Source organism: Streptomyces humicola (assembly GCF_024436035.1).
Taxonomy (GTDB): domain Bacteria; phylum Actinomycetota; class Actinomycetes; order Streptomycetales; family Streptomycetaceae; genus Streptantibioticus_B; species Streptantibioticus_B humicola.
Genome location: NZ_JANFNG010000042.1, coordinates 1 through 24,576 on the forward strand (window position 1 = coordinate 1; position 24,576 = coordinate 24,576).

The following is a 24,576-nucleotide window of genomic DNA, read 5'->3' on the forward strand; positions in this document are numbered from 1 at the left end:
GAGCGCTACCGCACCCGCGCTGGCGTCGAGGGCAGCATCTCCCAGGCCAAGGCGCGCGATGTCAACCAGGTCGCGCCACACTCCTCTTCGAGGACAGGCTCAACGTCCAGTTGAACCCTATGGACTTACACAAAGATCCTTACACGCCCCTGGGCCTCGGCCAGCCTGTCACGTCACGGACTTACGCGACCTTTCGGACACGCTCGTGGCTGAATACGACGGTTGCGCCGGCAGGAATCGGATGCCCGTCCAGGCCGGCAAGCGACGAGGACGGCAAGAACACGGTGTCACCTCCCATGCTGCTGGGCGCACGGAAAGGGCTGACTGTCGGCGATGAGTGGCTCGCTGATGGCAGCGGGCGACTCATCGCCGCGTGTATGCGCAAGGCTAGTGTGGTGAGCTCACGGTGATGGTGAGCAGCGTGGGGTTGGAATCGGATACGGCGCCGGACTGGTTGGCGCCGCCTATGGGCGTGACATCATCGTATGGGAATGCATAGCCGAGGCCGTTGGTCTCGGTTGCGTGCACGATGCGTGCGTAGTGGTTGGTCGGGCTGTTCGTGTAGTACGTCGCCGGGTTTTCGCCGTCCGGTTGGTTCGAGTCGATCAGCAACGTGGTGCGGTTGAAGGCAGCTGCCAGCCGGGGGACGATCGCGAGCATGGTCTGATTCATGCCTGCGGTGTTGAACGGTCCAGTGGCGCAGCTGAAGATGTCGCTGGTGCTCGGAGCCGCGAAGGAGCCGGCGCCGTTGAATGTCAGCAGGTTGCCAGTGACGGTTCCGGTGACGTTGCCCGCGCTGTTCTGTGTGTCAACAGTCAGAGATGTTGACGAGTAGTGCTGCCATGCCTGGCTGACGTAGGGCTCGAAGTAGCCCTGGAAGAGCGACGAATCCATGACCATGCCGTTGTACGGGCTGAGCGCGCGCAGGTTGTGTCCGTTGGAGGTGACGATGAGTTTGTCCCATCCCTGGCCGTCGGAGGCGGCCTGCTGTTGCAGGCCCGAGCACACCTGGTCGACGCCACCGGTGGGCAGACCGGACACGTTCTGCTGTGCACCAGAGGCGTTGATGAGCGTCAGCCCGATCGGCAGGCACGCGAAATCGACCGCGCTGATGTTCGCGTAGAGCTGTGAGTCGTTGTAGGTGAGCTCGCAGAAGTCCCACGCGAGGTTGATGTTCGGGTCAGATGGGTTGCTGACCGACGGCTGTACCAGCGCGGGCCCGGGGTTGAGCAGGAACGTGAGCGGCGATCCTATGGAGAACCATACCCGCGCGGCGGCTAGGTGGGGGATGGTGACGGTGCGCGCGGCCGCACCCGAGGCGTTGAGCGCTATCGCGCAGTCCGCGCCCAGTGGGCTGAGCGTGGCCGACGGCGACGAGGGGTAGTACACCGTCGCGCCGTCCGATTCGAGCAGACAGAGGGCGTTGTTGTTGTCAATCGCCAGCCCTGTGACGTAGGCGTAGACGGTGTCTGATCCGGTGTTGTTGACCAGCGCGAGGTTCAGTGTGCTCGCAGTGAGCGGCTGGGTTGCCGCACGCGCCGCCGGGGCGTTGACTAACGACGGCGCGGCCGCTGCGGAGACTCCGAGGGCTGAGACTGTCAGGAATGTCCTTCGTGTCACCATGATGTACGCACTCTTTCCCGTTCGTTGTTTGGGCGTCTTGCCGGGCCTGCGTACGTAAGCGCAAACCGTACGTAGCCAGGGTGGGTGATTGGGCTCGTTGTTAACCGGTGCAGCGACGCCTGGCGAGTGTTCCTGTGTGGATGATGTTTGCGTACCATCGGGCGCTGTCCTTGGGAGTGCGTCGCTGGCTGGCGAAGTCGATGTGGACGAGGCCGAACCGTTTGGAGTAGCCGTGGGCCCATTCGAAGTTGTCCAGTAGCGACCAGACGAAGTAGCCCCGCACGTCGGCGCCGTCGGCACACGCCCGGTGCACGGCCTCGAGGTGTGCCTGGAGGTAGGCGATGCGTTCCGGGTCGTGCACGGTGCCGTTCGGTTCGCAGTGGTCCTCGTAGGCAGCGCCGTTCTCGGTGATGATGAGGGGTAGGGCGGGCAGCTCGTCACGCAGTCGCAGGAGTAGCTGGTGAAGGCCGCCGGAGTCCACGGGCCAGTCCATTGCGGTGCGTTGGCCGGGTACTGGCGGGAAGCTGATGTTGTCGCAGCCGGGCCAGGCTCCCGGCTGCGCTGTGTCTGGGGAGGGCCGTGAGGAATCTGCCGCGGCGACGGCGGTGGGGCTGTAGTAGTTGATGCCGAGGAAGTCGACGCGTTGTCCGATGTCTGCCAGGTCAGGCTCGTGGACGAAGGACCAGTCGGTGATGTGCGCGGTGTCCTTGAGCAGGTCGTCGGGGTACTGGCGGTGGAAGAGCGGGTTGAGGAAGATCCTGTTGGCCAAGCCGTCGATCCTGCGGGCCGCTTCCAGGTCCTCGGGTGAGGTGGTGTGGGCGCTGACGGCAGCGAGGTTGAGGGTGATGGACAGTTGTGCGGTGCTGGGGAGTACGGCGCGCAGTGCGATGGTGGCTCGGCCATGGGCGAGGTTGAGGTGGTGGGCGGCGCGCAGGGCGTCGGCGGCGTTGGTGCGACCGGGGGCGTGGACGCCGGAGCCGTAGCCGAGGAAGGCTGAGCACCATGGCTCGTTGAGCGTGGTCCACATCGGGACGCGGTCGCCGAGGGCGCGGGCGACCAGGGCCGCGTAGTCGGCGAATCGGCTGGCGGTGTCGCGGGCGGGCCAGCCGCCGGCGTCTTCAAGTTCTTGGGGGAGATCCCAGTGGTAGAGGGTGAGGAGGGGTGTGATCCCGGCGGTGAGGAGTTCGTCGACGAGGCGCCGGTAGAAGTCCAAGCCGCGTTCGAGGGCGGGGCCGCGGCCGGTGGGCTGGACGCGGGGCCAGGAGACGGAGAAGCGGTACGCCTTCAGGCCGAGGTCGGCCATGAGGGCGACGTCCTCACGGAAGTGGTGGTAGTGGTCGGTGGCGATGTCGCCGGTGTCGCCGGTGCGTACCCTGCCGGGCGTGCGGCTGAAGGTGTCCCAGATGGACGGGGTGCGACCGCCCTCAGTGGCTGCGCCCTCGATCTGGTAGGCGGCGGTGGCGGCGCCCCACAGGAAGTCGGCGGGAAAGCGGAGCGTGGCGGAAGTGGCGCCGGTCAGGACCTGGTACGTCATGGGATGGCCTTCCGTGCGGTCGGTGGATTGCAGGGAGGGTTCGGGGCGGCTCATCCCTTGACGGAGCCCTGCACGATACCGCTGACGATCTGCCGCCCCAGCAGGGTGAAGACGAGCAGCACCGGCAGTGTTCCCAGCAGGGCGCCGGTGAGGATGACGGACTGGTCGTGGACGTAGCCGTTGCCCAGGGCGTTGAGGGCGACCTGGACGGTGGGGTTGTCGCCGGTGAGGGCGATGACGGGCCAGAAGAAGTCGTTCCAGGCGGCCATGAAAGTGAGCATGCCGAGGACGGCCATGCCTGGGCGGGCGACGGGCAGCACGATGCGCAGGAAGATCCGCAAGAGGGAGGCGCCGTCCACCCGACCGGCCTCGACGAGCTCGTCGGGCAGCGCCTGCAGCAGATACTGTCGCATGAAGAACACCCCGAACGCGGATACGAGGGTTGGCAGGATCACGGACTGGAGCTGGTTCACCCAGTGCAGCTTGGCGATGACGATGAACAGCGGTATGACGCCCAGCTGGGGTGGGATCATCATGGTGCCAATGGTCAGGGCCAGCAGTGCGTGACGGCCGCGGAAGCGGAGTTTGGCGAAGGCGAAACCGGCGAGGGTGGAGCACAGCACGGTGCCGACGGTCACCGATCCTGCCACGATCAGTGAGTTGAGCAGGGCCTTGCCGAGATCGGTCTCGGCAAGGACTTCCTTGATGTTGCCGGTCAGCCTCCCGCCGGGCAGCAGCGCCGGAGGAACGGCGTTGATCGCGGTGTTCGGCTGGGTGGCGGCGACGACGGTCCAGTAGAACGGGAAGGCGAAGACCGCGGTCGCGGCGATCAACACGGTGTAGGCGAGCCAGCCGGGGCGCAGGTGACGTGCTCCGGGAGCGGCGGCTCGTCGGGCCTGCCGGGTGCGGCGCAGCCGGGCCGTGAGTGTGGCGGCGGTCAACGTAAGGCCCTCCCTTTCCGTCCGAGTGCGCGTTCGTCGCAGGAGCGCAGCCGGGCGATCCCCGTGTTGAGCGTGACGAGCACCACGATGATCAGGAACATCACCCACGCCACGGCGGCGGCCCGGCCCAGGTGGAAGAAACTCCAGCCCTGGTCGTACAGGTAGAGCCCGAGGGTCTGGTACTGGTGCGAGACACCTCCGCTGGGACCGCGGGTGCCGCCTTCGTACAGCAGAGGCTCGCCGAACAGCTGGGTGGCGCCGATGGTGGAGACGATGACGGTGAAGATGATCGTCGGGCGCAGCCCGCGTATGGTCACATGTCGGAACTGCTGCCAACGCGAGGCGCCGTCGATGGCGGCCGACTCGTACAGCTCGGCGGGGATGGACTGCATCCCGGCGAGGTAGATCAGCGCGTTGTAACCGGTCCAGCGCCAGGTGACGATCGTGGAGATGCCGACCTGTGAGGCCCAGGTGCCGTTCTGCCAGTCGATCCGGTGGACGCCTACGAGCCCCAGGGCCCAGTTGATCAGGCCGTAATCGCGACCGAAGAGCTGGGCGAAGACCAGCGTGGCGGCGGCAACCGAGGTGGCGTACGGCATCATCATGGCGACTCGGAAGAAGGTCCGCCCGCGCAGACGGTAGTTGAGCAGGTGGGCCAGGCCCAGCGCCATCAGCAGCTGCGGGATGGTGGAGATCGCCCCGATGGTGAAGGTGTTGCGCAGCGCGTTCCAGAAGAACGGATCGTGCAGCAGCCCGGCGTAGTTTCCCAGCCCCGCCCATACTCTCTGCCCGGGGTCGGTCAGCTCCACCCGGTACAACGAGATGTAGGCGGTGTAGATCAGCGGGAACAGCCCGAAGGCGGCGAAGAGCACGAAGAACGGTGCGACGAACGCGTACGGCGAGTACTTCACGTCCCACCGACCACGGCGCCGGACGTGGCCAGCGCCACGTCGCTGCGGTCCCACGGTGAACCGGGGAGGGGTTGCTGTCTGTGTCATTGGGCGACCGCGTTCGCGATGTTATTCATGGCGTTCTGCCAAGCTTGTTGCGGGGAGACGCCCTTCTGCTCGACCTCGGAAAGCGCGTTAGTCAGCGCGGTGTTGACATCCCCGTCATGCACCCCGAGCACCTGCACCGGCATGTTCTTCGCCGAGTCACCGAAGATCTGGCCGACTGGCGCGTTGTTGAAGTACGGGTCGGTGTAGTTCTGCACGGCGCCGATGGCCTGGGTGTTGGACGGGAAGTTGCCCTCCTTCTCGAACAGCGTTACCTGCTGATCCTTGGCGGTCAGCCATGCGATCAGGTCGTAGGCTTGCTTCTGATGCGGGGAGGTCTTCGGGATGGCCAGGTACGAGCCGCCCCAGTTGCCTGTGGCGCCCGGCCCCGGTGCGATGTCCCACCTGCCTTTCCCCGCCGCGCCGGCCTGGCCCTTGATGTAGCCGGTCATCCATGCCGGACAGGGAAGGGTAGCGAAGGCGCCGGTGCTGAACGCCTGGTTCCACTGCGGGGACCACTGGGTCAGCTTCGCGGTGATTCCGGCCCGCGCCGCCTCCACTGAGGTGTCCCAGGCGCTCTTCACCAGCGGATTGCTGCCGTACACCGGCTTGCCGCTCTGGTCGTAGTAGCGCACCGCCTGCTGGCCCGTCATCGCCGTGAACAAACCCGTCGCGCTGTCCGTCCAAGCACTGTGCGCGGGAGCGTGAGCCTGGTACTGCTTGCCCAGACCTACATACCCGGTCCAGGTGGACCACTTCTGGGCCAGGGCCGCCCGGTCGGTGGGGAGCCCCGCCTGCTTGAGCAGGTCCGAGCGATAGCAGATGGCCTCCGGCCCGATATCCGTACCCAGCCCCAGTACAGCCCCGGAGGGGGTGGTCGCGACCTTGATCTTCCACGGCAGGAAGTTCCTCGTCACCGAGGAGGCACCCAGGGTGTTCAGATCGGTGAAGTCGGATGCCTCCTGCCGCACCACCGTCGCGATCCGCCCGACCTCGACGCCCTGGATGTCCCCCAGGCCGCTGTCGGCTGCCAGGTGTGTCTGCAGTGCCTGCCAGTAGTCGGCCTCGTTCTCGGTATCGGTTTCCTTGATCACGATGTTCGGGTGCAGCTTCTCGTACTCGGCGTACAACCCCGCTTCCTTGTAGCCGAAGGTCCCAAACAGGTCGATGGTTAAGGTGATCTTGCCACCGCCGTTCGCGGAGGAGCCGCCTGACGAAGAGCCACAGCCGCTGAGCAACGCGGTGGCGGTCAGGACCGTACAACCCAGCGCAACAATCCCGGTTCGCCTCGTTCTGGCCGTGCGCATGAAAGCCTCCCTTGACTTCATCCATGCGTGAGAGCGCTCTCGAGCTCATTGCGGAGGAGAATGCCTTCCCTTGGAGTTCGCGTCAAGGGTCGAAGCCGCCGCAAGCAGAGCCCGCAGGCCCGCCCGGCCTGCCAACCGGGAGCCTCGGGGCGGCTGTTCCGGGGAGCCAGTGCAAGTTGTGTCGCGCGTATTGACAGAGGCGGGGTCCGCTTCTAGCGTCAGCGGCTTGAGAGCGCTCTCGATATGTTCCACCGCCCGGCCCGAGCCGCGGCCCGGCGAACACCCTCACCCCCGAGGTGCCTCGATCATGAGAACTAGAGTCGCTCGGACACCGGGGCCAAACACCCCACCAGGCCACCGTACCCAGCGCCGAACGCTGGCCCTGCTCCTGGCCTTCGCGCTGCCGCTGGCCGCCCTGATCGGCCTGACCGTCACGGCGAGCCCAGCGGCCGCCGGTGACGTGCCGCCCGCGCCCCCAGGCTGGACCACCGCCTTCAGTGACGACTTCAACGGTTCGGCCGGATCCCCCCTGAACAGCTCCAACTGGCTCTACGACACTGGCACCAGCTATCCGGGCGGTGCTGGCAACTGGGGTACCGGCGAGGTGGAGACGATGACTAACTCCACCAACAACGTCTACCTCGACGGCAACGGCCACCTGGTGATCAAACCGATCCGGGACGCGAACGGCAACTGGACCTCGGGCCGGGTGGAGACCCAGCGCACCGACTTCGCCGCTCCTCCCGGGGGCGAGATGGAGATGAGCGCCTCCATCGAGCAGCCGAACCCCACGAACGGTCTCGGTTACTGGCCCGCCTTCTGGGCGATGGGCGCCGCCGCCCGCCCGGTCGGCGCTACCAACTGGCCCTCCATCGGCGAGTTGGACATCATGGAGGACGTCAACGCGCTCAGCGAGCACTCCACCACCTTCCACTGTGGTGTGGACCCGGGCGGCCCCTGCAACGAGACCACTGGCATCAGCAGCGGTCTGCAGGCCTGTCCTGGCTGCCAGACTGGCTACCACACATACTCGGTGATCGTGGACCGCACCAATACCTCCGCCGAGCAGCTGCGTTTCTACCTTGACGGCACCCAGACCTTCGCCGTCAACGAAAGCCAGGTCCCCATCCAGACCTGGCAGGCCGCGGTCGACCACGGCTTCTTCGCCATCTTCGACCTCGCCATGGGCGGCGCCTACCCCAACGCCATCTGCGGTTGCAACTCACCCTCCGCGGCGACTTCCTCCGATGCAGGCATGAGCGTCGCCTGGTTCGCGGTGTACCAGACCAACGGCGGCTCCACACCGACTCCCACGCCCACACCGACTCCCACACCCACACCGTCTCCGGGTTCGTGCACCACTGTGGCGACCTCCGACATCTCGGCCGACTGCAACGACGCCGCGTCCTCGGGGCTCGCTGCGGCCACCCCGGCCACCGACGACACCAATCCCAGCGGCGTGGACGGCAACCAGATCGCCCAGCTGTCCAACGGCGCCTACCTGCGCTACGACAACATCGACTTCGGATCCACCGGATCCAGCCAGTTCGATGCCAGGGTTGCCTCAGGCGCCACAGGCGGAGTGAGCGGGCTGGTCGAAGTGGTACTCGACAGCCTCAGCAATCCGCCGATCGGGTCCTTCTCCGTCGGCAACACCGGTGGCTGGAACAACTGGACCACCATTCCGGCCAACATCGCAGAAACCACCGGCACTCACACCGTCTACCTGGTCTTCAACTCCGGAGCCAGCGCGCCCTACGTGAGCCTGCACTGGTTCACCTTCCCAACCAGATGAGAGCCGACCGGCTACGACAGCCCCGGCCCGGATGACCGGTAGAAGAAAGCTCCCGGCCTGCAGAGGCGAGGAAAGCCCGCATACCCCCTCTGCAGGCCGGGTCCCAGATCCCTGACGCGAAGAGTGCCGTCTCCCCACCCTGGAGGTCCGGATGCCCAGGCGATGAACACTTCCTGGCGGGCATGGCGGCCGCGGCCTCCATGCGCACACCGGTGGTACCCGGCTCCCGCGCGCCCGCCGCCCCGGCAGCCGTGGCGAGCCGGTCGCCGAAGTGAGGCCCATCGGCCGACGGAGCACCCCAGCCATCGAGCGACTGCGGCGGCGAATTCCACGACCGGCCTCTCAGGCCGACGCCCGTACTACCAGCCGAGTACCCGTGATCACCGATGACTGGGTGCCAATGACGGCAGCGGGATCACTGCCTTCCGCCCCCAGTCGTCGCAACAGCAATCGGGCCATGATCCGCCCCATGCCCTCAATTTCCTGACGGATCGTGGTCAGTGGCGGATCGGTCCATTGCGCCACTGACTCCACATCGTCGAACCCGACCACCGCCACGTCCTCGGGCACGCGCCGCCCCTTCTCGCGCAGTACGTACAACGCACCCGAAGCCATCAGATCAGACGCCACGAAAACCGCGTCAAGGTCCGGGCGTCGCGCCAGCAGGGCGGCCATCGCCCGTCCTCCCCCCTCCGGCGTGAAGTCACCACACTCCACAAGCTCGGGGTCGGCGGCGTCGATCAAGGCGTCGCGCCAGCCGTCCAGCCGGTCCATTGCCGAGGTCTGATCCATCGGCCCGGTGATCGTGGCGATCCTACGGCAGCCCCGATCGAGCAGGTACTGGGCGGCCAACCGCCCACCACCTCGATTGTCACTGTCGACATACAACACACTCGCGTCGGTCTCACCGCCCAGCCAGCCAGGGCGACCGCCGAACACGGTGGGCAGGCCGCTCTTCTTCGTCATCGCGGGCAGGGGGTCGTCCCCGTGGAGCGAGAACAGCAGCGCCCCGTCGACATGACTGCCGGCGAGATACCGCCCGACCCGCTCGTAGTCCTTCCGGTCCGCCACCAGCAACAGCACCAACTGGCAGTCGGCGGCCGACAGTTCCTTACTGATGCCGCGCAGTTGCTGGGCGAAGAACGGGTCAGAAAACACCCGGTCCTCGGGCTCGGCAATCACCACGGCGACTGCTCCGTTGCGACGGGTCACCAGGGTGCGCGCCGCCAAATTCGGCACGTAACCGAGCTCCTCGACAGCCCGCTGCACCTTATCCCGGAGCTCGGCCCGAACCCCCGCCCCACCGTTGACCACCCGGGACACGGTCGCCCGCGACACCCCGGCGAGTGCCGCCACCGCCTCTAGCGTCGGCCGCAACGTATCGGCCTGGGACCCTGGGATCGGCGGCTTGGTCACGTTCAGGCTCCTCGCTCACAGCGCGTCCGGCACGGCAGGTCGTGCTGGTGACAGGATACCTAGAACATCTGAGAGCGCTCACAGCATGCCTATTCTGTTCGCCCGACCCCAACGAGAGAGGCTTTCCGGCGGTTCGAACCGGTCTTGTCCGCCGACACCCACCAGGTCGGCAGAGTCCAGCAGAGTTCGACGGCGTCGAGTCCGAGCCCGGCCGTCTCAGCTGCGCTCGATGGTGAGTTTTAGGAAGTGGGTGGAGCAGGAGATGCACGGGTCGTGGTTGCGGATGGCCTTCTCGCACAGGTTGGTCAGCTCGGCGTCTGTGGGCTCGCCGCTGCCGAGGTGTTCTTGGACAAGGCGGCGCAGGTCCTCCTCGATCGCGCCTTGGTTCTGCGCGGTGGGCGGGACGAGGTTGGCATCGGTGACCGTGCCGTGGGCGCCGAGGGTGTAGCGGTGGTAGAGCAGGCCGCGGGGTGCCTCGGTGGCTCCGTGGCCCGTGGCAGCGCGAGGCGGCACATCGAGGTACGGGCGTGGTGGCGGTTCGTAGGTGTCGATGATGCGCAGCGCCTCGTCGACGGCGTAGAGCACCTCGACCGCCCTGACGATGATGGAGCGGAAGGGGTTGCGGCATACCGCGCCCTGGCGCGGGTCACCGAGCCCGGCGTCCTGTGCTGCCTGCAGAGCGATCGGGGAGAGCCACTGTCCGCTGATCGCGTAGCGGGCGAGGGAGCCGGTCAGGTGGCGGTGGCCGTCGAGCAGCGAGTTGAGTGCGGTTGAATGCGGCAGCTGAGTCTCCACGACGTGGTCACCGAACTCCCGGACGCCGAACGTGCGGGTGGGCAGCGCGCGGTCGGAGTCGGCGGGCAGCCCTGCCGTGCTCGGTGCGCTCATCGCGGTCGGGTTACCTGATTCGATGGCGTACGTGCCGGGTTCGGCGAGGGCCAACAGCTCATAGTCGCATCCGGCGTCGGGGAAGTCGAAACCCGCGACCCACTGCACGGTCTGTTCGGCGTCGTCACGGGCGCGGCGCAGCCTCTCGACGAGCGGGCGCAGTTCGGATGCGGCCGGGGTGCGGTAGAAGCCGCCCAGGCGGATGTTGACGGGATGGATGGCGCGGCCGCCGAGGAGTTCCATGACGGCGTTGCCGGCTTGCTTGAGGCGCAGGCCGCGCTCGACATCGGTGCGCCAGGTGCGCGCCAGGTCGATGGCGCTGTCGGCGCCGAGGAAGTCGGGTGCGTGCAGAAGGTAGATGTGCAGGGTCTGACTTTCGATCCATTCGCCGCAGTACAGCAGGCGGCGCAGCGCCGCGAGTTGTCCGTCCACGATCACGCCGCAGGCGTCCTCAACGGCACGGCAGGCGCTCATCTGGTAGGCAACCGGGCAGATCCCGCACACCCGCGAGGTGATGTCCGGCGGCTCGGTGTACGAGCGTCCGCGTAGGAACGCCTCGAAGAAGCGAGGTGGTTCGTAAATCTGCAGCCGGGCCTGGTCGACCTGGTCGTCGCGCAGGCGCAGGTGCAGTGCTCCCTCGCCTTCGACGCGGGCGAGGGAGCGGATGCGCAGCACCCTGGATTCGCGGTGGGTCACCCTCGCAGTTCCTTCCGTGAGGCCGCCTCGAATTCGGGGGCGGCGGTGTTGTAGGTGCGCAGCACCCGCACCACGTCCAGGGTGTTCATCCCGTCGCGGCGCAACAGCGGGATGAAGGCAGGGAAGTTAGTGGAGTTGGACGGTCCGAAGCAGCCGTAGCAGCCGCGCCCGTAGGCGGGGCACAGCGCGCCGCAGCCGGCGTGGGTGACCGGGCCGAGACAGGGCGTGCCGTGAGCGACGATCACACATACGGTGCCGCGTCGCTTGCACTCGAAGCAGACGCTGTGTTCCGGGACGTCCGGGGCGCGGCCGACGAGGTAGGCGGTGATGACCTCGATCAGCTGGCCGCGGTCGATCGGGCAGCCGCGCAGCTCGAAGTCGACCGGGACGTGGGCGCTGATGGGGGTGGAGGTCTCCAGCGTCTGGATGTAGTCCGGCCTGGCGTAGACGGCGGCGCGGAATTCGGCGACGTCGGCGTAGTTGCGCAGCGCCTGGACACCGCCTGCGGTTGCGCAGGCGCCGATGGTCACCAGGCGGCGGGAGACCTCACGGATGTGCCGGATACGCTCGATGTCCTGCTGCGTGGTGACCGAGCCCTCGACCAGCGACAGGTCGTACGGGCCGGGCCCGGGGGCACTGGAGGCCTCGAGGAAGTAGGAGATCTGCAACTTGTCAGCGATGCCGAGAAGTTCGTCTTCGCAGTCGAGCAGGGTTAGCTGGCAGCCGTCGCACGAGGCAAACTTCCATACGGCGAGCTTGGGGCGTCCCGCGGGCCGGTCGGTGTCGGCGGTCATCTCACAGCTCCCGTACGCCAAGAAGAGGTTGGGCACGGAACCAGTCGACGACAGGACCGTCGCGGCACAGCAGCAGGGGGCCGAGCTGGCAGTGGCCGCAGTGGCCGGTGCCGCAGTGCATGGTTCGCTCCAGCGACACGCGGATCCGGTCAGGAGCAAGGCCTCGATGGACGAGGTCGCGGGCGGTGGCTCGGATCATGACTTCGGGGCCGCAGACGAACGCCGCGGTCTCGTGCGGGTCGAAGGCCGCCCGCTCCAGCAGTGTGGTGACGACGCCGACGTCGCCCGTCCACTCCGCGTCCGGACGGTCGACGGTGACTAGGACCTGGGCGCCGGCCGCTTGCCAGTTGGCTGTCTCCTGGGTGTAGAGCAGGTCGCGGGGCGTGCGGGCGCCGATCAGGACGTTCAGCCGCCTGTATCGCTCGGGGGCGGCGAGCGCGGCGAGCACCACCGGCCGCAGCGGCGCCATTCCGATGCCGCCGGCCACCACCAGCACGTCCTGCCCGGTAGCGGCGGGCAGCTCCCAGCCAGTGCCGAACGGGCCTCGCACGCCGACCATCTCGTCGGTCCGCACCTGATGCAGCGCACCGGAGATCGCGCCGACGGTCCGGATGGTGTGGGTGAGGCGCCGGCCCTCGATCCCGCAGACGGACACCGGGATGTCGCCGACGCCGAACGCATAGACCATGGCGAACTGGCCGGGGGCGAACGGCGGCAGCGCCGTGCCCACCGGCTCCAGCGCGATCGTCGCGACGTCGGGCGCCTCGATCGCGTGCCCCACCACCCGGTACGGCAGGGGAACCCCGGCTGGGCATACCTGCACCTCGGGCGCGATCACGACGCATCACCACCGTGCGTGGCTGCTCCGGTGCCGGGTGGCCCGTACAGGTCGAGCAGGCGGATCCGGCAAGCCCGTAGTCTTCGTCCGATGGCTACCGATGCGACGCATTGGGTTACTGCCAGACCGAATGCGGGATCCTCCGTGATCGCTGCGCGCATCTGACGCGCGTCGAACTCGTACGCCTCCACCAGGTCGCGGGTGGTCGCGCCCAGGTGCCAGCGGTGCGGCTCGAACAGCCAGGACCAGCCGAGGAGTTCGCCCTCACCGAGGGTCTCCACGACGACCGCGCCGCGGCCCGGGTCGTGGACGTCGAGGGCGACATGCCCGCAACGCAGGATCCAGAACCGGTCGGCCGGGCCGTCCTCGTCGAAAATACGGGTGCCAGCCGGGAAGGACGTCTCACGGGAGAAGGAGAGCAGCCGCTCACGATGGCCGGGAGACAGCGCGCCCAGAAATCCATGGCCGACGGTCGTCCCCGCCTTTTCCGCGCGCTCGTGTGCGTCGTTCATGATGCCGCCTGCTCCGACGCGGCCGCCCGCTCGTCGTTGAGCGCATGCGCTTCCTCGACGATGTCGATACCGACCGGGCACCACACGATGCACCGCCCGCAGCCGACACACCCCGAGCTGCCGAACTGGTCATACCAGGTACCAAGCTTGTGAGTGCACCACTGCCGGTAGCGACTGCGCGAGGAGGCACGAACCGGTCCACCTTGCAGATGCGTGAACTCCAAGTCGAAGCACGACTCCCAGCGTCGCCACCGTTCGGCGTGATCTCCGGTGAGGTCGGTGACCTCCTCGGCGGTCGTACAGAAGCAGGTGGGACAGACCATGGTGCAATTCCCGCACGTCAAGCAGCGCGCGGCGACGTCGTTCCAGCGCTCCGCCTGCAACGTCTCCCGCATCAGAACCTGCAGGTCGACCGGAGGCATGGTCCGGCCCATGCGGCCGACGGCCTCGGCGACACGCTCGCGAGCCGCCGTCTCGGTGGCGGCATCCGCAAAGCGGCACGGCAGCTCGGCCAGCACCGCCTCGCCCTCCGCGCTGCCCACGCGTACCAGGAAGCGGTGCCCTTGGTCGTCGATCACCTCGGTCAGCGCCAGGTCGTAGCCATCATCCACGGCCGGCCCAGTGCCCATAGACACGCAGAAGCACGTGGCTCCCGGCTCGGTGCACTCCACCGCCACCAGGAAAGCCCCCTCGCGCCGCCCACGGTAGGCCCGGTCGGCGTACGGACCGCCGGTGAGCACTCGGTCCTGCACCGCGATAGCCCGCAGGTCGCACGGCCGCACCCCGAGGAACGCATACGAAGGCGGCGGTGTGTCGTCCTCCGCCATTACCAACTCGCCGTCGGCGCGCCGCTCGGCGCTCCACTCCCGTACCCGTTGCGGGTGCAGAAACGTCTTCCACGACTGCGGGCCTGCGCTGTGTGCGAACGCGGCTCCGTCCTCGCGCCGCTTCAGCCGGTAATGGCCGGCCTCGAGCTCGACTCCCCAGCCGTAGGGGAGTTCGTCGCCGCCACAGACTTCGGCCAGCACGATCGCGCCGTCGCGAACGGTCGGCCCGATCACGGTGCGGCCGTGCCCGGTCAGGACGCTGATCAGCGCATCCAGGCCATCTTTGTCGATCACCGAATGGGGGGTGCCATCCGGCATGGCGCACCTCCCAGCCCTGCCAGTGCCGTACCGGACTGTGATCTCGTCCGAGCCTGTCGGGGCCAGTATGGGCGGTCTTCTCTCGGCGGGCATGGGCCTTCGGTCCCCGCTGTGGTCCGGGTGGCCCCTGTTCATCCCTCACATGGCTCAGCTGGGTCTGCCCCGCGTCGGCCGGGTGATACGAGCGGGAATGATGAGGGTCATGGACGTGCCTGCTTACCGCGTACCAGGACACCGCGCGCGGATCGCGGTCATCGGGGTCGGCAACGAGTTTCGGCGTGATGACGGCGCAGGTTGGGCAGTGGTCGCTGCCTTGACCGAACGGGCCGAGCGGTACCCGGTGCCAGAGGGGACCGCGCTCCGGGTATGCGACGGCGAGCCGGCCCGGCTCATCTCACTGTGGGAAGGTACTGACCTGGCCATCGTGGTCGACTCGGCTTTCGTCGAGCCTGGGCAGCCCGGCCGTGTCCACCGCCTGGAGCTGGACGGTGACCAACCGGCCCTGGACGGTGGCGCCACCAGCTCGCACGGGCTCGGGTTCGGCGACGCTGTCGAACTCGCCCGCGTGCTCGGCCGCCTCCCGAGCCGGCTGGTCGTCTACGCGGTGGAAGGCGCCGACGCCAGCCTGGGCACGGGCCTGTCCGCCCCGGTCGCGTCTGCGGTGGAACCGCTCGCCGAACGGATCGCGGACGAGATCACCCAGTACGCCCGAAACAACAACGGGGACAGGGGCGTGTAGCGCCACCAAACCCGTCTCGATCGGGTACGGAACCTCAGCTTCCACCCTGGAATGCAGAGCTGGGCGGCCGAAGGCATCGGCTGCGAATCGCCCTGGAGCAGGCCCAGCACGAGGACGCGGTCCGGCGCCGCCGGGCCGGCGAAGCCCGAGGGGAGCAGCAGGAGGAGCGGCAGTCAGGTCCGGATGTCCCCGGCAGGATCCGGGCGGCGGGCCATTCGGCCCCTGCGGACGGTCGCCCGACAGGTGATCATCGATGTGGAAGGAGGCGCGCCATGGCGACACAGACGACGACCGAGCCGATGGCAGGGACGGCGACCATCATCCGCAAGGCATCGCACCCGCGCGTGGCGCCGAATCTCGGCGACTACGAGCGCGAATGCGCGCGGTTCGACTGGGCCCGGGCCCGTGAGCAGCTGTCCGGCCTGCCGGGCGGCAAGGGGCTGAACATCGCTTACGAGGCGGTCGACCGGCACGTGGCGCACGGTCGGGGCGGCCATGTGGCGCTGCGCTGTATCGGCCGTGACGATAGGGTCCGCAAGCGCATGATCAGTTGAGCTGCCGCCGGGGCGGGCGGCAGCCGGCCCGGCAGCACCGCCCTCATCGCCATCGCTCGGCAGCGCTCCGCGCCAAAGGGGGCATGCACCCGGAGGGGATTTCCTCTGAAGTGATCACTCGTTTGGCCGCCACCGGTCGCTCTGGATCGTAGGTTGATATTCGATGGCATAGAGCCCTGATCAGCCATGGGGACCTTGCGGTGAGCCCTCCCCAACCCATACAACCGTATCAACTTTCGCGAGAGGCAGGGACCTCCATGCGGTTCAACAAAGGTGACCGCGTACGTTTCTCACCCCAACCCGATGTCTCGGATCGAACCGAGCAGGGCACCGTCATGGATGTCGTACAGGACCGTAAGGGCCGGACTTTCTATGAGGTGCAGCGTGACTCGGACCCGTCCGGTCCTGATCTCTTTCTTCGGGAAGACGACATAGCGCAGACGTGATCACCTCCAAGGCCGGCCAGAAAGAGAAGGTCGGGCATGAGCGTTCACCAGGCGTCGGGGCGGTTCAGGTCAGGGGCCCGACGTGGTAGGGGCGCATCATTTCGTTGTCCTCGTGATCGAGCATGTGGCAGTGCCACATGTACCGGCCCTCTTGATCGAACTTCACCCTCACCCGCGTGACCCCGTTCGGATACGTGATCACGGTGTCCTTGAAGCCATTCTCCCAGGGTTCGGGAGCACGTGCTGCCTGTCCGGTCGGCTGCCGGTCTACCACCTGGAACTGGACTTCGTGGATGTGGATCGGGTGGGCGTCGGCCGTGAGGTTGTGGATCTCCCAGATTTCGGTCGCCCCCAGCGCAGGGTTCTCCGTTATAGGGTCGGCCCAACGCATGGGAACTGGCTTTTCGTTGGGATCCAGGGTGCCGAGTAGCACAGCGCGGGTCCCCACTCCGTTCAGGCGGGCGGATTTCTCCTCGTTCAAGGAGACCTGCCTCGTTCGGCTCGCGGGGCCTATCGGTGTGAGCGCGGGGAGGGTGAGATGCCTGGGCGGTACCGTGGTGTCCGGGGAGGTCAACGGTTTCACGGTGAACTTCATGACCTGCCCGGTGGTCCTCGGTTCCGCCGGGGCGAAGTCGGTACCCACCTTGCCGCCCTGGTACGCACTGTCCGGACCCTCATTGATGAGGTATAGATCGGTTCCGACGGGGATCGATGTGTAGTCGACAATGACGTCTGCGCGTTCCGCCGGCGCTATCAGCAGCTGGTCGCGCTCAACGGGTGCCGGCAGGAAGCCTCCCTCACTTCCGATCTGCCAGAACGGCAGCGCGGGCGGCACCGGTCTGTGCGCGAGCCGATCGGCGACGATCTTCAGAACCAGGTACCTGGAGTTGCATCCGTTCAGGAAGCGGAACCGATAGCGGCGCGGCTCGACCGGGAGCACCGGCCAGGTCCTGCCGTTGGTGACCAAGGTGTTGCCGAAGAACTCGGGGTTCCAGATCGGCGGTATGTCGCTCCCCGGGATGTAGGGTCCCTTGAATCCGTCGGCGAAGGCTCTGCTAGCTGGATAGAAGAGGCTTCCGTCGGTGTTGAACGACCGGTCCTGGATCACGATCGGTATTTCGCAGAATCTCCCTGTGGGCGCGTCGCCGCGTTTCGGTGCAGGGCCTGGGAGCACACCAGGCGGCAGGTCGTCGGGCCCGCCGCGTAGAAGATAGAAACCGGCCAGGCCGGCGTACACGTTCAGCCGGGTGATCCCCAGGGCGTGGTCGTGGAACCAGAGTGTCGAGGCCCGCTCGCGATTGGCGTACTGGAATACGGCCTCCCCGTTGCTCCAGCCTTGCCCGAACCGCTCTTCGAACTTCTCTCCAAATTTGCGGTAAAAGGAACCGACGGGGGCGTATCCCGCGGGGATGCCGAGTGCGTTGGGCAGGTACCACGCCTCAGCGTAGCCGTCGCTTTCCTCACTGCTCTGTCCCCCGTGCAGGTGGGTCACAATGGGTACCGGGCCTGTGTACGGACCGGGGGTCGAGGCGTAGGTGGGGCGGGAATCCCGGCCAGACATTCCGCCGGGCGGATACGCCCAATGCAATGTGGGGTCCACCGGCAGCAGATGCGGAAGGTAGTTGCCCTTGCAGTCGCGTAGTTGGTTCACCCAGGTCACCCGCACCGCCTGGTCGAACTCCGCCTCGATGGTGAAGGAGGGGGCGTTGAAGGTTTCTGGATGCTGGGTGGATCCGTATCCCCATACCGTTGTGGCCGGTTGACCAGGGGGAAGGATTTGCTGCCGAAACTGGCGAACACCGATCGTGTAGGAGTCCAGGCCCGTCTTCCGGTCCCGGCGGTCCCACGGCATCACCGGCGGTATCAGCAGCTCGGTGACGTACTTTTCTATTGCCACCGGATCCATGGCTCCAGTCGGTGCATGGACCTGTGATGCAGTCTTAGGCAGGAACAGACAGCCGCCGCCTATAACTCCGGCTTTCAACACGTATCGCCTGCTGATCACCTGGACCCTCCATCGGATAGCCAGCAGCGATACAGGCCGTGAGGCACGCTCCGAGATACCACACCGTGATGGGGTGCTTTTCTGCACATGCCGTGGACCATGAGGTGGTGCCTCCCTCCAAGCTCGCCCCTGGCCCTCGACCGGGGCGCCGCAGGTATAGGACCGCATCCTTCCGCTCCTTTCTGGATAACACGAATGGCCCAACTCCGCTGCCCGATGAGATCCACAGGGGTGCCGGCGGCCCCGGGCCGGCTCCGATCAGAACGGCCCGGATCCGGTCGCCAACGGGCGGTCGGTCGAGACTCCGCTGAATATCAGCGCTCGCAGCGGTCGGCTTCCGGCCCGGCAGTCGACATAGCCCTTCGGACCTGCCGACCGGGCCGATCGGCTCTGCCGCGCCTGCGGCGGTGTGGGTGACCCTTGGGCTATGAAAACGCAACCTGGCATCAATGGTGCCGGGCTCGGCCCGGGCAAGAAGACCCGCCTCAATCGGATTCTCCGCCAGCACGGCCTTTGCAATGGCACGGCGATGTTCCTGCCGTACGACCACGGGCTGGAACACGGCCCGCGGGACTTCTTCGACAACCCCGCCGTCAGCGACCCGGCCTACACCATCCGGCTCGCGATCGAAGGCGGCTTCAACGGCATTGCCGTCCAGATCGGGCTGGCCGAAAAGTTCTACTGGGACTACGCCGGCGAGGTACCCCTGGTCCTGAAGCTGAACGGCAAGACCGACATCCCCCCGGACGCCGAGGCGCTCTCCCCACTGCAGGCATCCGTCGCGGACGCGGTCCGTCTGGGTGCCGACGCCGTCGGCTACACGCTATATGTCGGCAGCCCCGCTCAGGAAACCGACTTCCGGCAGCTACGGCAGGTGCGGGTAGATGCACAGCGGTTCGGCATGCCCCTGGTCGTGTGGGCGTATCCACGCGGCGCCGCAATCGAAGCGAAGGGCGGCCGGGACTCCTTCTACGCCGTCGACTACGCGGCCCGCACCGCCAGCGAACTGGGCGCCGACATGGTCAAGGTCAACTTCCCCCACCCGGAGAAGACATCCGGCGTCAAGGACGCCTACCGGCGCGAGTTCTCCCCGCAGCAGGCGATCGATGCTGTGGTGCGGTCGGCGAACCGTACCCTGCTGTTGGTCTCAGGAGGGGAGAAGCAAGGCGACGAGGCGATGCTGGAGAAGGCGAGGCAGGCGATGGAGGCGGGAGCGACAGGTCTGATCTTCGGGCGCAACGTGTGGCAGCGTGAACACGACGAATCGCTGCGCTTCGTGGCCCATCTCCAAGACATCCTCGCCAAATACCCCCAGCCCGGAACCCTCCAGGTCTGAGCCCCACGGGAGAAACGATGGCTGATCCGACCATCGTCGGGGTAGACGGATCCGGGCGCAGTCTGCGTGCGCTGGTATGGGCCGCCCACGAGGCAGTGCTCCACGGCCGCACACTGCGCGTCGTCCACGTCCGCCCGAGGAACACGAGTACGGCCTGTCTGCGGGAGCACGCGCTTACCGGTCACACGAGCACGACCGGGGCGTGGTGGAGGCCACCGCAATAGCACGGGAGGCCCACACCGACCTGGAGGTGACCTGCGACCTGCCCTCGGGCTCCCCGGCAGCCGTACTGCTAGCCGAGTCCAAGCATGCACACACGGTGGTGCTCGGCGCCAAGGGTATGGGCGGCTTCGCCGGCCTGCTGCTGGGGTCGGTCGCCGTGCAGGAAGTCGGACACTCCGCGTGCCCCGTGGTCATCGTCAACCACGCCACCACCGGCCACCATCGCATCGTCGTCGCCGTCGACGGCTCGGCTCACTCCCGAGCAGCCCTGGTCTACACCTTCCGGGTGGCCAGCAGCACGGGCGGGGGGCCAGGGCGGCGTGCACGAGACGGAGCGGGAGACCTCGAAGGGCGGCCTCCTGCGCTGCCCACTCGCCCGCAACGTGACTGTCCCGGGATCCGTCGATCCCCACCACGACAGAGCGGGTCATGTACGCTCCTCCGCCCCAAGGCAGGCAGGCATTCCACGGCCATGAACGCCGCAGGTGCGCCTCCTCGCACGTCACCTCGCCGAAGCGGGTCCCGCGGCCCAGCCAGAAGACCATTGTGGATCTGGAACACAGCCGACACCACCCGAGGGCTGTAGGTCACCCGGGATGAAACCGCTCGACCACGAGGCGTCGGTGCCGGTACGCCTGGTCCTCGACGGGACGACAGCAGGTGTCATCCACGCCATCTGCGGAAGGCGAGACGCCGGCAGCCGAATCACCGTGGTCCGGCCACGCTATGCAGTCGCAGCACGCCCCGTGCGGGCCCCAGGCCGGTCCGGCGCGCCGGACCCTGGCAGGGGCCGGCGCGGCCACCAACGTGTTCCTCCGCGCCGCACCCGATGCACACAAGTCGAATCGTGGATGAGCTACGGGCTTTGTCCTCGTGATGTTCTGGGATGCGGTATGGGTCGCATCGGGGGACGGTTGAGGAGAGGGGGAGGGGCCTTCACCCGCGCTTTTTTGGGGGGGGGCTTGCCCGTAACTGACCTGTACGAAGGGCGTGTGACGACCATGACGACACCGGCGTTGGTTCCCGCGCTTCATGAGGTGCGCGACGCCAAAACCGCGATTGCCAACAAGTTCACCACGCACACAGCGGTGACGCCGCGAGGGCCGTATCGCGATACCTTGCAGCGTCGCGTTGGCGACGCCCGGGGCCATATCCGTCGCATCGACGAGCGGCTGGGCGCGTTGCAGCGCCGTGGACCGTTGTCTGCCAGCCTCGGGGGTGTTTGGCGTGTGACCGCTGCCGTTGTCCGGATGCCGTTCGATGTCGTGGTGGGGGTCCCGGCCGCGGCGTTGCGCAGCACCGCCGATATGCACACGTTGCTGAAGAACGCCGAGGAGGAGTATGCGGTCACGGCCTTTGCCGTGGCCACCGAGCGGGCCGGGGAGCGCATTGCCGATGATGCCGACGATGCTCTGAGCTTGAGGTTGTTGCGCTCCATCCGCCTTGATGACGAGGAGCTGCTGATGGAGCTCGAAGAGGGCCTCGACCAGCAGGCCGGGGCGGTGGTGGTTCAGGCCGCCATGAGTTCGGGACGTGGAGGGGGAGCCGGGAGGGTGGGTTCGGTCCTTGGCGGTGTGACCCGGAGGTGGGGGATGGCCGAGGGCCTGTGGCAGGTGGCCGGGAAGGTGACGGCGGGCGTGGCAGGCCAGGTGCGGGGCGGGCGTCGGCACGCTGTGGCGGCGGAGGCGGAGCTGCCGATCGCCGATTACGGTCAGCTGGCCGCCTATCAGATCACGGAGGTGCTGCCGCAGCTGTCCCAGGAGGATCTGGCGGTGGTGGACGCGTACGAACGAGCTCACGCGGGCCGGGTGACGATCCTGAACCGGACCGTGGACCTGCAAGGCCCCGAGCCGTGGCCCGATTACGACCGCATGCGGGCGGACGAGATCCGTGCCCGGCTGCGCCATGCGGGCAGTGACCTCGCGCAGCAGGCTTTGGACTACGAAACGAGTCACCGAGGGCGCTCCACCGTCCTTACGGCCGCTGCTGAGCGCGCCGGCGCGTGAATCACGGTTGCCGTATTCGGTCCGTCGAGGAACTGGCCTACGCGGTGCTCGCGGCCGTGCGCCGGTGATTCGTGGTCCGCAGGGGGATCCGGTGTTCGGCAGGGAAGACGTAGAACGCCAGCAGCGCGCCGTTGTCGATGAACTTCTTGACGGCTTTGGGGAGTTTCGCTCGTACAGCTGGCAGACCGTCGTGATCGCGACCTGCGCGCGCTGCTTGTCCTCGGCGCTGTAGATGTCGGGCCGATTGTGTCGATGGAGGGCGAGGTGGGGTGAGAACAGGGCGTTATGTGTATATCGCACTGATTTCGTCCGAGAAATCCTTGACCACCGTGTGCCGTCTCAGCTTCAGCGACGGCGTCAAGTATCCGGATTCTTGGGTGAACTGCGTATCAAGGATGCGGAACTTCTTGACAGCCTCGGCGTGTGAGACTGCCGCGTTGCCGTCATCGACTGCTCGCTGGATCTCGGCAAGCAGTTCTGGGTCGTTCCGCAGCTGCCCCACCGGGGTATCGGCAGGCTTGCCGTGCCGCTCGGCCCAGCGGGACAGGAACTCTCGATCCAAGGTCACCAGAGCGCCGATGAATGGCCTGTTGTCGCCGACGACCATGCACTCGGCGACAAGCGTGTGCGCGCGGATGCGGTCCTCGATGACCGAGGGGGCGACGTTCTTGCCGCCCGCCGTAACGATGATCTCCTTCTTGCGGCCGGTGATGGTCAGGTACCCGTTCTCGTCCAGCGCGCCGATGTCCCCAGTGTGGAACCAACCCTGTGCGAGCGCGGCCGCAGTCGCTTCCTCGTTGTTCCAGTAGCCGCTGAACAGGTGCTCGCCGTGGAGCAACACCTCGCCGTCGTCGGCGATCCGCACCACGCTGCCCGGCAGCGGCTGCCCCACCGTGCCGATCTTCGTGCGGTCCCACGGGTTGAAGGCCGTCGCCGCACAGGACTCGGTGAGGCCGTAGCCCTCCAGCACCGTGAAGCCGATGCCCCGGTAGAAGTGGCCGAGCCGTTCGCCGAGCGGTGCGCCGCCGGAGATGGCGTGCGTGGCGCGGCCGCCGAGGGCCGCGCGAAGCTTGCGGTAGACGAGCCGGTCGAAGACTTTGTGCCGGAGATTCAGGGACAGGTTTGGTCCGGTCTCGGTGTCCAGGGCTCGGCTGTATTCGGTCGCTGCGTCGGCCGCCTGATCGAAGATCTTGCCCTTGCCGCCTGCCTGTGCTTGCTCCCGTGCGAAGTTGTAGATCTTCTCGAAGACCCGCGGCACGCCGAGTAGCAAGGTGGGCTGGAACGCTGCCAGTTCGTCGGTGAGGCGCTTCACGTCACCGACGTGTCCGAGCTTGATTGGCGCCATTGTGCAGACCACTTCGACCATGCGGGCGAAGATGTGCGCGAGCGGCAGGAACAGCAGCAGGGAGGACTCGCCGGTTTCGAACAGCGGTCTCATCCGCTCGACGATGTTGCCGCACTCGGCAAGGAACGCACGGTGGGTCAGCAGGCACCCCTTGGGGCGTCCTGTGGTGCCCGAGGTATAGACGATGGTTGCGGGGGAGTTTGGCAAGGTGGTCGCGGTACGCTCGTCGACCGCTGTGTCGCAGACATCTCTGCCTACTGACAACAGTGTCTCGACCGCACCCGCGTCGATCTGCCACGTCTGCTTCAGGCAAGGAAGGCTTTCGCGAACGGCCTCCACGGCGGACTCGTGCGCGGCGCGTTCCACGACGCACGCCACCGCGCCCGAATCGGCGAGCACCCACTGCACCTGCTCGGCGGAGGATGTCTCGTAGATAGGGACCGAGACGGCTCCCGCGCTCCAGATCGCGAAGTCGAGCAGCGTCCACTCGTACCGGGTGCAGGACATGACCCCGACGCGGTCCCCGGGGGCTACGCCCAAGGCGATCAGCCCCTTGGCGGCGGCCCGCACTTCCGCCAGGAAGGCGGCGGCGGTGACGTCCTGCCATATTCCGGCCATCTTGCGGGCCAGCACGGCAACCTCGGGATACTGAGTGGCGTTGCGGTGGATGAGATCCGTGAGGTTGCCGTTCGCGGGAACCTCGTACCGAGCCGCAAGGGTAAACTCACGCACGGTTTGTACTCCTTGTCGGCGGCCGGATGCGTCGCTGGCTGCGTTCGTGATCAAGATCGGCTGGGGCTCCGGGGACACAGAGCGTAACCCGCGGATACGGCCTGGATTATTGGTTCAGCATGCGCGCTGCACGTCCTGATGAAGAGGGCCCGGCCGTCCCCGGCTGAGGGCCGACCTACCCACGGTGATGTCCGTCGGCCTGCGCTCGCTTGTTGGGCGCAAAGGCCGCTGTCCGACGAAGCAGGACGAGCGGTGGTACGGCGAAAAAGGCGTCCAAACCTCCTGGCCCGGAGTACCGACTGCCCCGGCGCCAGGAGGTTTGGGAGCAAACGGCGGGGAGGACGACCCTCTTGTTGGGGTGTTCAGCTTGCACGTGCGCTCCTAGCCTCGGCTATCCGCTGCTCCGCACCTCGCGTTCCGTCCTCCTCGTCACTTTCAGTAGACTCCACCGGCCTGCGCATTTACAGGGCCTGACGGGCAACGTCAATGGGTCGTTCGGCCCATGCGTCACAAGGCCCCGGGACCTGTGCTGCGACGGGGTAGGCAGGGTGAGTACGGAGCGTGACTTTCCACATCCGGTCCACCAGCGGGATCATGAAGCGGATACCAGGGTCGCGCACCCCGTGCAGCCGGCCGAGTCGGAATGAGCACCCCGCGTTGTTATTGCCGCGCGATTGCGACTCCCAGATTCGGCACGATGACTGCCC

The 24,576-nt window shown here is 67.1% G+C and carries 19 protein-coding genes and 1 pseudogene; 6 read left to right on the plus strand and 14 right to left on the minus strand.

Going from position 1 to position 24,576, the window contains the following annotated elements; all coding sequences use genetic code 11:
• Positions 1 to 387 precede the first annotated feature (387 nt).
• From NGB36_RS30655 to NGB36_RS30675, 5 genes are all read right to left on the minus strand, one after another.
• Entirely contained in the window at positions 388 to 1,623 is a 1,236-nt protein-coding gene (locus tag NGB36_RS30655) for a glycoside hydrolase family 64 protein (protein WP_255923866.1), read from the minus strand.
• A 100-nt stretch (positions 1,624 to 1,723) separates the two neighbouring features.
• Positions 1,724 to 3,157: a GH1 family beta-glucosidase gene (locus NGB36_RS30660; protein ID WP_255923867.1), complete on the minus strand. Its 1,434-nt coding sequence runs from the start codon at positions 3,155 to 3,157 to the stop codon at positions 1,724 to 1,726.
• Between the two features lie 50 nt (positions 3,158 to 3,207).
• Positions 3,208 to 4,098: a carbohydrate ABC transporter permease gene (locus NGB36_RS30665; protein ID WP_372509569.1), complete on the minus strand. Its 891-nt coding sequence runs from the start codon at positions 4,096 to 4,098 to the stop codon at positions 3,208 to 3,210.
• Positions 4,095 to 5,096, minus strand: coding sequence for a carbohydrate ABC transporter permease (locus NGB36_RS30670; protein WP_255923868.1), 1,002 nt, complete (start codon positions 5,094 to 5,096; stop codon positions 4,095 to 4,097). Before NGB36_RS30670 ends, NGB36_RS30665 begins: the two co-directional genes overlap by 4 nt.
• Positions 5,093 to 6,400, minus strand: a complete 1,308-nt coding sequence (locus NGB36_RS30675; protein WP_255923869.1) for an ABC transporter substrate-binding protein — start codon at positions 6,398 to 6,400, stop codon at positions 5,093 to 5,095. Before NGB36_RS30675 ends, NGB36_RS30670 begins: the two co-directional genes overlap by 4 nt.
• Before the next feature lie 307 nt (positions 6,401 to 6,707).
• On the opposite strand from NGB36_RS30675, the gene NGB36_RS30680 reads away from it, so the two are divergent.
• Complete coding sequence (locus tag NGB36_RS30680; RefSeq protein WP_255923870.1) at positions 6,708 to 8,195, plus strand: carbohydrate-binding protein; 1,488 nt, start codon at positions 6,708 to 6,710, stop codon at positions 8,193 to 8,195.
• 342 nt (positions 8,196 to 8,537) lie between these two features.
• Here the strand turns inward: NGB36_RS30680 and NGB36_RS30685 are convergent, their stop codons facing one another.
• The 6 genes from NGB36_RS30685 to NGB36_RS30710 form a co-directional block, all read right to left on the minus strand.
• Positions 8,538 to 9,611, minus strand: a complete 1,074-nt coding sequence (locus NGB36_RS30685) for a LacI family DNA-binding transcriptional regulator (RefSeq protein ID WP_255923871.1) — start codon at positions 9,609 to 9,611, stop codon at positions 8,538 to 8,540.
• 216 nt (positions 9,612 to 9,827) lie between these two features.
• On the minus strand, positions 9,828 to 11,195 hold the full coding sequence (locus NGB36_RS30690; protein WP_255923872.1) for a Ni/Fe hydrogenase subunit alpha: 1,368 nt from the start codon (positions 11,193 to 11,195) through the stop codon (positions 9,828 to 9,830).
• Positions 11,192 to 11,989, minus strand: a complete 798-nt coding sequence (locus NGB36_RS30695; RefSeq protein WP_255923873.1) for an NADH-quinone oxidoreductase subunit B family protein — start codon at positions 11,987 to 11,989, stop codon at positions 11,192 to 11,194. The genes NGB36_RS30690 and NGB36_RS30695 overlap by 4 nt, the downstream gene beginning before the upstream one ends.
• 1 nt (position 11,990) lies before the next feature.
• Positions 11,991 to 12,827, minus strand: coding sequence for an FAD/NAD(P)-binding protein (locus tag NGB36_RS30700; RefSeq protein WP_255923874.1), 837 nt, complete (start codon positions 12,825 to 12,827; stop codon positions 11,991 to 11,993).
• Complete coding sequence (locus NGB36_RS30705; RefSeq protein WP_255923875.1) at positions 12,824 to 13,339, minus strand: cyclic nucleotide-binding domain-containing protein; 516 nt, start codon at positions 13,337 to 13,339, stop codon at positions 12,824 to 12,826. Before NGB36_RS30705 ends, NGB36_RS30700 begins: the two co-directional genes overlap by 4 nt.
• A complete protein-coding gene (locus tag NGB36_RS30710; RefSeq protein WP_255923876.1) occupies positions 13,336 to 14,484 on the minus strand; it encodes a 4Fe-4S dicluster domain-containing protein in 1,149 nt (382 codons plus the stop codon). The genes NGB36_RS30705 and NGB36_RS30710 overlap by 4 nt, the downstream gene beginning before the upstream one ends.
• Positions 14,485 to 14,686: 202 nt before the next feature.
• On the opposite strand from NGB36_RS30710, the gene NGB36_RS30715 reads away from it, so the two are divergent.
• Positions 14,687 to 15,223, plus strand: coding sequence for a hydrogenase maturation protease (locus NGB36_RS30715; RefSeq protein ID WP_255923877.1), 537 nt, complete (start codon positions 14,687 to 14,689; stop codon positions 15,221 to 15,223).
• A 272-nt stretch (positions 15,224 to 15,495) separates the two neighbouring features.
• Complete coding sequence (locus tag NGB36_RS30720; protein ID WP_255923878.1) at positions 15,496 to 15,777, plus strand: hypothetical protein; 282 nt, start codon at positions 15,496 to 15,498, stop codon at positions 15,775 to 15,777.
• Positions 15,778 to 16,287: 510 nt separating this feature from the next.
• On the opposite strand, the gene NGB36_RS33535 is transcribed toward NGB36_RS30720, so the two are convergent.
• Positions 16,288 to 18,228 carry a multicopper oxidase family protein gene (locus NGB36_RS33535; protein ID WP_255923879.1) on the minus strand — a complete coding sequence of 647 codons (1,941 nt, stop codon included), beginning with the start codon at positions 18,226 to 18,228 and terminating at the stop codon, positions 16,288 to 16,290.
• Between the two features lie 427 nt (positions 18,229 to 18,655).
• Here NGB36_RS33535 and NGB36_RS30730 point away from each other — a divergent pair, with 427 nt between their 5' ends.
• Both NGB36_RS30730 and NGB36_RS33975 read left to right on the plus strand, forming a co-directional pair.
• The gene (locus NGB36_RS30730) at positions 18,656 to 19,564 is read left to right on the plus strand and encodes a class I fructose-bisphosphate aldolase (RefSeq protein ID WP_255923880.1); all 909 of its coding nucleotides are present in this window, start codon (positions 18,656 to 18,658) and stop codon (positions 19,562 to 19,564) included.
• 17 nt (positions 19,565 to 19,581) lie between these two features.
• Positions 19,582 to 19,925 (plus strand): annotated as a pseudogene (locus NGB36_RS33975) (universal stress protein); the annotation flags it as partial.
• A gap of 58 nt (positions 19,926 to 19,983) precedes the next feature.
• On the opposite strand, the gene NGB36_RS33980 reads toward NGB36_RS33975, so the two are convergent.
• A complete protein-coding gene (locus NGB36_RS33980; RefSeq protein WP_372509570.1) occupies positions 19,984 to 20,331 on the minus strand; it encodes a universal stress protein in 348 nt (115 codons plus the stop codon).
• A gap of 447 nt (positions 20,332 to 20,778) precedes the next feature.
• Here NGB36_RS33980 and NGB36_RS30740 point away from each other — a divergent pair, with 447 nt between their 5' ends.
• On the plus strand, positions 20,779 to 21,792 hold the full coding sequence (locus tag NGB36_RS30740) for a hypothetical protein (protein WP_255923881.1): 1,014 nt from the start codon (positions 20,779 to 20,781) through the stop codon (positions 21,790 to 21,792).
• A 283-nt stretch (positions 21,793 to 22,075) separates the two neighbouring features.
• Here the strand turns inward: NGB36_RS30740 and NGB36_RS30745 are convergent, their stop codons facing one another.
• Positions 22,076 to 23,869 (minus strand): AMP-dependent synthetase/ligase, encoded by a 1,794-nt coding sequence (locus NGB36_RS30745; protein WP_255923882.1) that lies wholly within the window; start codon positions 23,867 to 23,869, stop codon positions 22,076 to 22,078.
• Positions 23,870 to 24,576: the final 707 nt, after the last annotated feature.